This window comes from Aquirufa lenticrescens, from assembly GCF_019916085.1.
In the GTDB taxonomy this organism is placed as follows: domain Bacteria; phylum Bacteroidota; class Bacteroidia; order Cytophagales; family Spirosomataceae; genus Aquirufa; species Aquirufa lenticrescens.
Map to the genome: position 1 here is coordinate 2,438,726 of NZ_CP049834.1, position 12,072 is coordinate 2,450,797.

Sequence of the window (12,072 nt, forward strand, 5' to 3'; positions counted from 1 at the left end):
TTACAATGTTTTTCATCCTATCTAAAATTATCGACTTTTTCCTTCAACCACTTTGTTGGATATTTATCCTGCTAGGGGTCGCCTATTTTAGCAAGTACACGAAACGCTACATTTTAATCATTATAGGCACCCTTATTCTCTGTAGTAATGGCTGGTTTGTCAACCAGTGTTATTTGGCCTATGAAAGTCCTCAAGTCAAATTGTCCCGAAGCTACCAATGGTGCATCATCTTAGGTGGTGGTATGATGCGTGCAGGAGAAGGCTATCGAACAGGCGAAACGGCCGATCGATTTGTTCAACCTCTTTTATTGTATAAAAAAGGCATCGTAAAAAAGCTCCTTATTACAGGTGGAAATGTCAATATTAAAGGTCTAAAAATCGACGAAACGCAAGAAGGCAAGAAAGTGGAGGAAGTACTCATTGCTATGGGTGTAAAACCAGAAGATATCGTTTTAGAAGAAAGTGCTCGAAATACACACGAAAATGCAGTCTATACCAAACAGATGCTTAAACCGTATTTAAGAGAAAGAATGGTATTAGTTACTTCTGCCATGCATATGCCAAGAGCCAAAGCGTGCTATATAAAGGAAGGATTTATCGTGGATGACTTCCCTGCTGACATAAAGAAAAAGGATACCCCTTCAGGTATCCTCGATCTCGTTATTCCTCATGAACGCAACCTCAGTAAATTCGCTGAATTAATCAGGGAAATGGCCGGTTACGTCATTTACAAAATTGTAGGTTTTGCCTAGGTAGACAAAATCTCAACCATACGGATCAAATCCTCTGAAACTGGTTTCTTCTTTGTAATCGTATCGTGGAATGGCGTATAAATCAACTGATTATTAACTACACCTGCCATCACGTTTTTCTCTCCGCGCAATAAACCTTCTAAAGCTCCAAGCCCAAGTCTACTCGCTAATATACGGTCATAAGCGGTTGGAATACCACCCCGTTGAATGTGACCCAATGTAGTAACGCGAATATCTAAATTCTCGCCCATTTTGTCCTTGATTTTCTTAGCCACAATCTGTGCATTCCCTTCTTCATCACCCTCTGCAACAATGACAATTGAAGAAGATTTCTTCTTGTCAAATCCTTTTTGAAGAATAGTTGATATTTCATCAACTGACGTCAAATTCTCTGGAATCATCACTGACTCAGCTCCACCTGCAATAGCACATTGAATAGCTATATAACCTGAATCACGACCCATCACTTCAATAAAGAATACGCGGTCGTGTGAATCAGCCGTATCACGAATTTTATCCACTGCATCTAAGGCAGTATTTACAGCTGTATCAAAACCAATCGTGTAATCAGTTCCATAAAGATCATTATCAATCGTTCCTGGGGCACCTACCGTTGGAATCTTAAACTCATTATAAAAGATCTCAGCACCTGTAAAGGTACCATTTCCACCTATCGCCACTAAACCTTCAATGCCTAATTCTTGTAATTTATCGTAAGCCTTTTGACGACCTTCTGCTGTCATAAACTCCTTCGAACGGGCTGACTTTAAAATGGTACCACCCCGCTGTATAATATTACTAACAGATTGAGAATTTAAAGGAATAATATCTCCTTTAATCATTCCATTATAACCTCTTACAATCCCAAACACTTCCACTCCATGGTATGCAGCACCACGAACAATTGCTCTAATACAAGCATTCATTCCTGGGGCATCTCCACCTGACGTAAATACAGCTATTTTCTTCATCTCTTGTATCGTATAAATTCTTAGACTCTTTATTCTTTCAAAAATACAATGTTTCTCTGTTTTTACCTCGAATTTTGGTATTAAAAATGCAATAAAAACGTAAATTTGAGACCTATTCATATTAAATCAAAGCACCTATGAACGCAAACGAATTTTTGTACTCCTATTTAAATAATGCCTCACCCACTGGATTTGAGGCGAGTGGACAAAAAATTTGGTTAGATTATATTCAACCTTTCATCGACGAAAAGATCATTGATACGTATGGAACTGCTGTGGGCGTAATCAATCCTGGTCAACCTTACAAAGTGGTAATCGAAGCCCATGCCGATGAAATTTCTTGGTTTGTGAACTATATCGATGATAATGGATATCTGTTTTTACGTCGCAATGGCGGATCAGATGCCTTAATTGCTCCCTCTATGCGGGCGAATATTCACACAAAAGATAAAGTGGTAAAAGGAATTTTTGGGTGGCCAGCGATTCACGTAAGAGATATTGCCAAAGACAAAGCTCCAGGCATTTCTGACATATTCATTGATTGTGGTGCTTCGAATAAAAAGGAAGTGGAAGAAATGGGTATCCACGTGGGTACGGTAGTTACTTTCGAAGATGGATTAATGGAGTTGAACGGCAAATATTTAGTAGGCCGTGCCTTAGATAACAGAATCGGTGGTTATATGATTGCCGAAGTGGCTAGAAGACTGAAAGAAAATAACATTACCCTACCCTACACGCTATATGTCGTCAACTCTGTTCAAGAGGAGATTGGCTTACGTGGGGCGGAAATGATTGTTCGTCGTTTGAAGCCAGATTTAGCATTCATAACTGATGTAACACACGATACGCAATCGCCTATGTACAATAAAAAAACACAGGGCGATATGGCTTGTGGAAAAGGTCCCGTTATCTGTTATGGACCTGCGGTTCAGAATAATGTGCGCGATTTCATTATAGACGTTGCAGAAGAAAATAAGATTGATTTTCAAAGACAGGCCGTGTCACGCTCTACTGGAACCGATACTGATTCATTTGCGTATGCTACAGAAGGCGTCGCATCTTCCTTAATTAGTCTACCGTTAAAGTATATGCACACCACGGTAGAAACGATTGCAAAAGACGATATGAATGCAGTGATCGACCTTATTTACCAATGCTTGTTGAAGGTGAAGGGTGGAGAGGATTGGAGATATTTTAATTAACATACAGTATCTAGTAGTCAGTAGCCAGTATAAAGTAGATAATAGATTAGAGAATAGAGAGTAGAGAATGTGAATTTTTTCTACTCTTTTTTGTGAAACTGATTACTGTCTACTGTCTACTGATTACTGATTACTGATTACTGATTACTGTCAACTACCTACTGCCTACTGTATTTTCAAATACCTCGCAAAAAACTCATACGTCCTCAACATCTGATCAATACGTTGGCGGTTATTACCTGAACGCGTTAATTCGTGAGTTCCACCAGGATGACGAACATATTCCACGTCACGACCTAATACTTTTAGACTTTTGTATAACATTTCACTTTGAATCACTCCTGTTCTTAGATCATTCTCTCCGTGAAATATCAATAAAGGTGTTTTAATGTTTTGCACATACGAATAAGGTGATTCGCGTTCTAAGATAGTCTTAGTTGCTTTTTCCCAAGGATAACCACCAAAATAATTAGGCACTAAACGCCAAGCATTTCCTTCGCCCATAAAGGTAGAAAGTTCATAAACTCCGCGTTGTGCACAAGCTACTTTAAAGCGATTTGTATGGCCTACAATCCAAGAAACTAAGTATCCCGCATATGAACCACCAGTAACTGCCTGCTGAGTGGTATCTGCCCAACCTTCGGCAATCGCTAAATCCAAAGCCTTCAGAACATCTGACGTGGGGCCTGCACCCCAATCTTTCACATTAGCCGCTAAAAATTCTGAGCCATAACCACCAGATCCGCGAGGATTTGCATAGACTACGCCCATTCCTTTGGCAGCATAATATTGAAATTCGTGCCACATACTTGCTTCACCTGTTCCCCACATCGCTGAAGGTCCACCGTGAATATTTAATACGACTGGATATTTCTTCCCAGCTTCAAAATCTGTAGGTTTCATTACCCAATAATCCACTTTTTGACCTTTGCTATTTGTGAAGGAATGCTTATCAGGACGAACGATACTTTTAGAAGCTAACCAACCAGTATTTATAGAAGTAAAGGTTTTCTCTGTTTCTGCGGATTGTAGGTAAATTTCAGATGGGTTTTCGATTCCTGTTTTGGCATACACAAAACCTGAATTAGTTACATCGAAACCCAAAATACCTGTAGTGTTATCCGTTAATTGCTTTACCTGTTTACTAGAAAGATCAAATACATAAAGAGGCGCTCCACCCTGATTTTGAGCAGTAAAATAAAGCTTGGTCTCATCAGAAGACCATTTCACCTGTGTAATCACGCGATCGATGGGTACCTTCGTGATTTGAGAAGGATTTGCCACAGATATAATTTGTAGCACCGCATTTTGTACACCAGTTGATTTAGCTTCTTGGAAGGCTAACCATTTTTCAGCAGGTGATAAGGTCAAATTGGACATTTTATATCCCGCTTTTTGGTAAATCAATTTTGACCCAAAACCAATATACGAATCCAACACCTTATCAGGATGGGCCAATGAATCAGCCGGAACTACTGCGTAGATACCATTTGAGGCAAATTCGACATCAGACCAACGCTGGAATGGGTTGTTCAATAAAACAGGCTTTCCGGTCAGACTCGTCTTAAAATAAGCTGGTAAAGAGATTTCTGAAGTGGTTGTACTTTCTTCTTGGAAATTCAAGCGATTGATGACTTTGGCCTTCTTATCTACTTCATTCTGAAATAGATAAGCTCTTACTTCGTCTAAATTTCCGTTTGGATTAGCCTTAGATTTCTTGGCTATACCAGAAAGCATGGGTTTTTCCAAAGTCCAAGAGGGCAACAATCCTTTCTTATTATAGACCGAATCCACCAGGAATTCCTTCAGGGTAAATGAAGATTGGAAATAGATTTCCAGACCCGAAGCAGACCAAACCGGATTGGAAACGGCGAAAGGTAAATTGGTAATCGCTTGTGGTTCCCCTCCTGCTAAATCCAACACATAGACTTGAGATTTAGCACCCATATCGCGAGTGAAAGCAATTTTGCTCCCATCTGGACTCCACGTGGGTGAAGAAATAGAATTCTTTCCGGAGGTTAATGCGCGTGATTCACCCGATTGCAGATTACCAAGATACAAATGAGTCTGGTAGACAAAATCATTCTTTTTATCCGCATCATCAACAATCGAGGTCACGGTGTAGATAAATTGATTTCCTTTAGGTGAAACTAGGGGTTTTCCAGCTATCTTAATTTTCAACAAATCAGTGACATGGATTTTTTCCTTAGGGTTTTGGGCTACTAAAGAAAATGAAAGTAGTACGAATAATAGGTGTTTCATAGATGAAATGTCTAGGTATAAAAAATGCTCAGCATCCGAAGACACTGAGCATAAAAATACGAGTTAATTCGATTAAATCAATTTCAAGATTTCCTCTCCGATCGCTTCCGTTCCTAAAATCATCGATTTATCTGTCGTCGCATCAGCGATATCGCCTGTACGGAAACCTTTCTTTAATACTTGGTCTACCGCGTTGATAACTACTTCTGACTCCGCTTTCATTCCGAAAGAAATGTCTAATAAAAGAGCAGCAGATAAAACGGACGCCATTGGATTTGCTAAGCCTTTACCCGTGATATCGTGTGCAGAACCGTGAATTGGCTCGTAAACACCTGTTCCATCTCCAATAGATGCAGAAGCTAACATACCCATCGAACCAGCGATTTGAGATGCTTCATCTGTTAAAATATCACCGAATAAGTTTGCAGTTACCACTACGTCAAAACGCTTCGGATCTTTGATCAACAACATCGCTGTCGCATCTACGAATTGGTATTCAACCGTCACATCTGGATATTCCAAAGCTAATTTTTGGATCTCTTCACGCCATAAACGTGACGACTCTAACACGTTTGCCTTATCGACAGAAACTAAATGCTTCTTACGTGTACGTGCTGCTTCAAATGCCTTGCGACCAATGCGTTCAACTTCGTAACGACTATACTCTGCCACGTCATAGGCTGTATCGCCATTGTTTTTGCGACCTTTTTCACCAAAATAGATATCACCAGTTAATTCACGGAAGAACAAAATGTCCGCTCCTTTTAAAATCTCAGGCTTAATGCTAGACGCACTTAATAACTCATCAAATAACTTGATCGGACGAAGATTCGCGTATAGACCTAATTCCTTACGCATTTTTAACAATCCTTGCTCTGGACGAACTTTTGCAGATGGATCGTTATCGTATTTCGGGTGACCTACCGCTCCAAAAAGTACTGCATCAGACACTTTCATCTTATCCAACGTTTCAGCTGGCAACGGATCGCCTGTCGCTTCAATCGCTACGTGACCAATTAATGCTTCGTCATAGGTGAAATCGTGACCAAACTTAGCCGCAATTTTCTCTAATACTTTCTTTCCTACTTCGGTTACTTCTTGACCGATTCCATCACCTGGAACAATTAAAATATGCTTCTTCGCCATTATTATTTTTATTATATCAAATTCAACATTTTCTGAGTGGCCTTGATCGCTGAAACCGTTTGGTCAGAATCCAAACCTCTCGTAATTAACTCCTTACCTCCATCAGACCACGTAATAATCGTCTCACAAAGCGCATCAGAATCACCTCCAGGTGGAATGCGTACCGCATAATCCTTCAATACCGGAAGAATCTTGCCGTGCTTTTCAAAGATGATTCCTAGCGCTTTCATAAAGGCATCATATTGACCATCCCCTTGTGCGTGTTCTTCAAATACGTCACCATCGATCGAAATCTTTAAGGTAACAGAAGGGCGTAAATCCTTAGAATGAGTCAAGACATAGTTCAAAACTTGAACTCGCTCTTCAATCGTATTACTATCTAATACATCGGAAATGATGTAAGGAAGATCATTTTGAGTGACAACCTCTTTGCGATCGCCTAATTCAATAATTCGCTGCGTAACAATCTTTAGATCTTGATCAGACAATTGAATGCCTAAAGCAGCTAAATTATTCTCGATATTAGCTTTACCTGATGTCTTTCCCAGAGCGTATTTACGCTCACGGCCAAAACGCTCTGGCATCAAATCATTATGATAAAGATTATTCTTTTTGTCTCCATCCGCGTGGATACCTGCCGTTTGTGTAAAGACATTCTCTCCTACCACTGGCTTATTAACTGGAATACGAAAACCAGAAAAAGTTTCAACTAGTTTACTAACACGGTATAAAGACTTTTCACACACAGACGTTTTAACATCGGTTTGGTAATCATTCAACACCGCAATAACACTAGCTAAAGGAGCATTTCCGGCCCGTTCACCCATACCATTAACGGTTAAGTGTAAACCATGAACGCCACAACGAACTGCTTCCAAGGCATTCGCAGTTCCTAAGTCATAATCATTGTGGGCGTGAAAATCAAAATGCGTGTTCGGATACTTTAAGATTAACTGTTTAATGAAATCCGATACTTCGTAAGGAGTTAAAATCCCTAAGGTATCTGGTAATAAAACACGATCCACGGGTTGTGTAGACAGAAAATCTAAGTATTGAAACACATAGTTTGCGCTATTACGCATCCCATTGCTCCAATCTTCTAAATATACGTTCACCGATAAGCCGTTCGACTTAGCTAAGGTGATGGTCTCTGAAATTTCCTTGAAATGTTGTTCTGGCGTCTTCTTAAGCTGATGTTGCAAATGATTTAAAGATCCTTTGGTCAATAAATTCATCACTTTAGCACCTGCATCTAGCATCCATTGAACAGAGGTTCCGCCATCGACAAAGGTTAATACCTCCACTTTATCAAGAAATCCATTCGCAGCAGCCCAAGAGGTAATCTTCTTCACCGCTTGAAATTCACCCTCAGAAACACGCGCTGACGCAATCTCAATACGATCGACCTTTAATTCGGTCAAAAGTAATTGAGCTATGGTTAACTTCTCTGAGGCTGAAAACGATACTCCGCTGGTTTGTTCCCCATCGCGAAGGGTCGTATCCATTATTTCTATGTGGCGTTTCAAAAGACTAGCGGTTTTCTGCAAACGTACTGATCTCCGACTTCATCGCTTGTAAATAATCGATGTCATCGAATCCATTCAATAAATTATTTTTCTTGTATCCGTTAATGGCGAACTTTTCAGACGCGCCAGTCGCTACAATCGTAATCGTTTGCTCAGGTAAACTAACCTCTAATTCCGCTTTCGGATCAGCCTCTATTGCGGTGAATATTTGATGTAAAAATTCCGGGCTAACTTGAACCGGTAACACCCCTACGTTAATTGCATTTCCACGGAAGATATCCGCAAAGAAAGAAGAAACCACACAACGGAAGCCATAATCGTAAATCGCCCAAGCAGCGTGCTCACGTGAAGAACCAGAACCAAAGTTCTTTCCTCCTACTAAAATCTTACCAGAATAAGTCGGGTTATTTAAAACGAAATCTGCCTTAGGAGCATCGTTTTTATCATAACGCCAATCTCTAAATAAATTATCACCAAAACCCGTACGTTCCGTCGCTTTCAAGAAACGAGCTGGGATGATTTGGTCTGTATCCACATTCTCAATCGGAAGAGGTACTGCAGAACTTTTTAATATGTTAAAACTATCGTAAGCCATATTGCTTTTATTTAATCGATCTTATAAAAATTCTCTAGGGTCTGTTACCACACCCGTGATTGCAGCCGCCGCAGCGACTAAAGGACTCGCTAATAAGGTACGAGAACCCGGTCCTTGACGACCTTCGAAGTTACGATTAGACGTACTCACAGCATATTTACCAGCTGGAATCTTGTCGTCATTCATCGCTAAACAAGCAGAACATCCTGGTTGACGAAGGGCAAAACCTGCTTCTGTCAAAATATCATAAATACCTTCTTCTCTAATTTGCGCTTCCACTATGTGAGAACCTGGTACTACCCAAGCCGTCACGTGATCCGCCTTCTTCCGTCCTTTGACAATAGATGCAAAAGCACGGAAATCTTCAATACGACCATTCGTACAAGAACCAATGAATACGTAATCCACTTTCTTTCCAATCATCGAATCGTTTTGAGCAAAGCCCATATATTCCAAAGACTTCTCATACGTCGCTACTCCTCCCTCTACGTCATCCGCATTCGGAATTTGCTTAGAGATACCCATTCCCATTCCAGGGTTTGTGCCGTAAGTGATCATCGGTTCAATATCTGAAGCTAAGAAAGTGATTTCTTCATCAAACGTAGCGCCCGAATCTGTCTTCAACGTTTTCCAATAAGCTAATTGTTTATCCCAATCTGCGCCTTTAGGTGCTAATTCACGACCTTCGATATAGTCAAATGTTGTTTGATCTGGAGCAATCATTCCTCCACGCGCACCCATCTCAATAGATAAATTACAAACTGTCATGCGGCCCTCCATTGACATTTTTTCGAACACATCTCCTGCATACTCTACGAAATAACCCGTAGCACCAGAGGTTGTTAATTTAGAAATAATGTATAAAGCAACATCCTTAGGCGTCACTCCTTTTCCTAAAGCTCCATTTACGTTAATACGCATTTTCTTAGGCTTAGGCTGCATAATGCACTGAGATGAAAGCACCATCTCTACTTCAGAAGTACCGATACCAAAAGCAATCGCTCCAAAAGCGCCGTGAGTAGACGTATGAGAATCTCCACATACAATTGTCATTCCTGGCAATGTAATCCCATTTTCTGGTCCAACCACGTGAACAATACCATTCTTAGGATTACCTAAACCCCAGTGAGAAATACCATATTTTGCTGTATTCTTCTCTAATTGTAATAATTGATTCGCAGAAAGAGGGTCTTCAACAGGTAGGTGTTGGTTAATCGTAGGCGTGTTATGATCCGCAGTAGCAAACGTACGCTCTGGGAATAATACACCAATACCACGTGTTTCAAGACCTAAGAAGGCTACAGGAGACGTCACTTCGTGAATAAAGTGACGGTCAATGAAAAATACATCTGGACCATCAGCAATTTTACGAACGACATGTGAGTCCCATACTTTATCAAATAAGGTTGTTGGGGAATTGCTCATTATATCAATTAGTTTTAAGGCGCTTTTATTATAATTAAGCTACAAAAATGGCGTTTTTTTTGCAAAAATGCAAAGCAAATAGGCTGTTAAAGTAGAATTTTGCCAAATATTATGCAAGTCAAAGGGATGCGCGGGAAATAAAAACGAAGGGGTTTTGCCATTTAGCCCGCTCATTAGAAAGCACCAATTCGGCTGCTTTTCGACCTAATGTTTCAAAATCCGTGGAAATCGTAGAAATACCGTCAAATAACAAACGCTTGATGGGAGTTTCATTGTACGAGATAATTCCTATTTCTTTCCCTAATTGTAACGATTCGTTGCGAATCCGCTCTAGCAAAATCAGCAAATCGTCTTCCATTACGGTAATATAAACTTGTCCTATACTTAATGTCACATCACCTACCGATTCTACCACCTCATATTCAAAAGCATAATCCCGGCAAAAATTAATAAATCCTTGAACGATTTCTTTAGGATAATAACTCTGCGCAGGAAAAACAAGTCGAATTTGCTGGTAGGCTGTTAAGGATTCCTTAGCCTGTTGTAGACTTTGGTAAATATCATGTTCAAAATCTTCATACACCGCCCCAAACTTCCCTTGAATCCCGGGCAACAACTTATCCAATAATATCAACTTCTCTTTAGGCAATGAATTAATCAAATCCACCGCCATCTCCTCTCCTTCCATAAAATGAGGAATCAAGACCATGTGCGTATAATCCCGATCACGACTATCTACGATTTTCTTGAAGAGATTAAAATCATTGTTATAAATGTAAAAATCGATAGCACCTTGGTCGCCTATCGCTTTAACAAAGGCATCGTAAATGATCTTCTTGTGAACACTTAATTTATTGAAAAGAAGAAATATGCGAAGGTTTCGAGGGACTTCCTCTACTTTAATGTAGAATCCCTTTCCGCGAACGGAATCTATGATACCCTGTTGCTTGAGGTAATTATACCCCTTTTCAACGGTTATTCGAGCCATATAATGCTCAAAACTCACTTCGTTAATTGAGGGCAATAATTCTCCCTTTTTTATTTTCCCTTGCTGAATTCCTTCAATAATCGCATTCGCTAATTGTCGGTATTTGGGCGTGGAAGAAAATTCATCTATTTGAATCAGACAGAACATTAATGAATAGAATTACCAATACCTACGATAATAACTGAGATCAGAATAACTATAATACCACCGATAACGGTACGCATTGTTTTAGATGAAACTCCTTTCCATTCTTTGAAGTAAAGTCCCCAGAAATTAGACGTAATAATAATAGTGGCCATGTGCAATATCCATGAACTAGCTCCATTCCCTAATTTACTTTCTCCCATACCATAGAAAAAAAATTGCAGGAACCAAGTAGTACCGGCTATAGCAGCAAATAGGTAATTCATTCTTAAAGGCGCAGCAGCATTCAAATAATCTCCAAATGTCTTATTCGAGAAGTTTAAATACATGCAATACACAAAATTTGTTAGAAAGCCGCCCCATAATACCACAATAAAGATGACATTGTTTTGAAACAAGGGATCACACCCTTTCGCTACCGCCACATCTGCCATATCTTTCCCCGCTTCAATCCCGAAATTAAAACAAGCGGAACATAAACCGGAGATTGTCGCAACAATTAAACCTTTAGTTAAACTAAACTCTTTGATGGTCTCTTGCTTTTGCTCTTGAGATAACTCTCCCTCCTTCATCATCCCCGCTTTTCCACAAAGAAAAATTCCAAATACACAGACCAAAATCCCCAATAAAACCACTTGGCCTCCCGTACTTCCTACAATATGTGATATAGTGTCGCCATTTACTCCAGCGATTTCTCTATAAATAGGTGGTACTAAAGCACCAAAAATACTGCACAAACTTAAGGCAATCGACATTCCTAAGGACATCCCTAAATAGCGCATGGCTAAACCAAACGTCAATCCACCAATTCCCCACAATACACCAAAAACAAAAGTCCAGAAAAAGGTGTCTGAGTCAATCGTTTGAATGATGCCCATAAAATCAGGAATAGTTAACCATGCTGCCAAAACAGGCACAATTAACCAAGAAAAGACACCTCCTACAATCCAAGCGCTTTCCCAAGACCACACTTGAATCTTGCGATAAGGGATATAAAAACTACCCGAGGCGAAACCGCCTAATGAATGAAAGAAAAGACCTAAAATTGAACCCATTATCGA

Annotated in this window: 10 protein-coding genes; 2 read left to right on the plus strand and 8 right to left on the minus strand. The window is 39.9% G+C overall.

The window, feature by feature from the left end; all coding sequences use genetic code 11:
- Positions 1 to 5: 5 nt before the first annotated feature.
- Complete coding sequence (locus G9X62_RS10940; RefSeq protein WP_223130740.1) at positions 6 to 752, plus strand: YdcF family protein; 747 nt, start codon at positions 6 to 8, stop codon at positions 750 to 752.
- On the opposite strand, the gene pfkA is transcribed toward G9X62_RS10940, so the two are convergent.
- Positions 749 to 1,723: a 6-phosphofructokinase gene (gene pfkA / locus G9X62_RS10945; protein WP_223130741.1), complete on the minus strand. Its 975-nt coding sequence runs from the start codon at positions 1,721 to 1,723 to the stop codon at positions 749 to 751. The two genes, G9X62_RS10940 and pfkA, sit on opposite strands and share 4 nt — an antisense overlap.
- A gap of 137 nt (positions 1,724 to 1,860) precedes the next feature.
- Between pfkA and G9X62_RS10950 the strand changes: the two genes are divergently transcribed.
- Positions 1,861 to 2,925, plus strand: a complete 1,065-nt coding sequence (locus G9X62_RS10950; RefSeq protein WP_223130742.1) for a M42 family metallopeptidase — start codon at positions 1,861 to 1,863, stop codon at positions 2,923 to 2,925.
- 165 nt (positions 2,926 to 3,090) lie between these two features.
- Here G9X62_RS10950 and G9X62_RS10955 read toward each other — a convergent pair whose 3' ends face one another.
- From G9X62_RS10955 to rhaT, 7 genes are all read right to left on the minus strand, one after another.
- Complete coding sequence (locus tag G9X62_RS10955; RefSeq protein ID WP_223130743.1) at positions 3,091 to 5,187, minus strand: S9 family peptidase; 2,097 nt, start codon at positions 5,185 to 5,187, stop codon at positions 3,091 to 3,093.
- Between the two features lie 72 nt (positions 5,188 to 5,259).
- Positions 5,260 to 6,333, minus strand: a complete 1,074-nt coding sequence (gene leuB, locus G9X62_RS10960; RefSeq protein WP_223130744.1) for a 3-isopropylmalate dehydrogenase — start codon at positions 6,331 to 6,333, stop codon at positions 5,260 to 5,262.
- An 11-nt stretch (positions 6,334 to 6,344) separates the two neighbouring features.
- The gene (locus G9X62_RS10965) at positions 6,345 to 7,838 is read right to left on the minus strand and encodes an alpha-isopropylmalate synthase regulatory domain-containing protein (RefSeq protein WP_223130745.1); all 1,494 of its coding nucleotides are present in this window, start codon (positions 7,836 to 7,838) and stop codon (positions 6,345 to 6,347) included.
- Positions 7,839 to 7,863: 25 nt separating this feature from the next.
- Positions 7,864 to 8,454 carry a 3-isopropylmalate dehydratase small subunit gene (gene leuD / locus G9X62_RS10970; protein ID WP_223130746.1) on the minus strand — a complete coding sequence of 197 codons (591 nt, stop codon included), beginning with the start codon at positions 8,452 to 8,454 and terminating at the stop codon, positions 7,864 to 7,866.
- Between the two features lie 21 nt (positions 8,455 to 8,475).
- On the minus strand, positions 8,476 to 9,879 hold the full coding sequence (gene leuC / locus G9X62_RS10975; protein ID WP_223130747.1) for a 3-isopropylmalate dehydratase large subunit: 1,404 nt from the start codon (positions 9,877 to 9,879) through the stop codon (positions 8,476 to 8,478).
- Positions 9,880 to 9,997: 118 nt separating this feature from the next.
- Positions 9,998 to 11,014 (minus strand): GntR family transcriptional regulator, encoded by a 1,017-nt coding sequence (locus G9X62_RS10980; protein WP_223130748.1) that lies wholly within the window; start codon positions 11,012 to 11,014, stop codon positions 9,998 to 10,000.
- Complete coding sequence (gene rhaT, locus G9X62_RS10985; RefSeq protein WP_223130749.1) at positions 11,014 to 12,066, minus strand: L-rhamnose/proton symporter RhaT; 1,053 nt, start codon at positions 12,064 to 12,066, stop codon at positions 11,014 to 11,016. The genes G9X62_RS10980 and rhaT overlap by 1 nt, the downstream gene beginning before the upstream one ends.
- Positions 12,067 to 12,072: the final 6 nt, after the last annotated feature.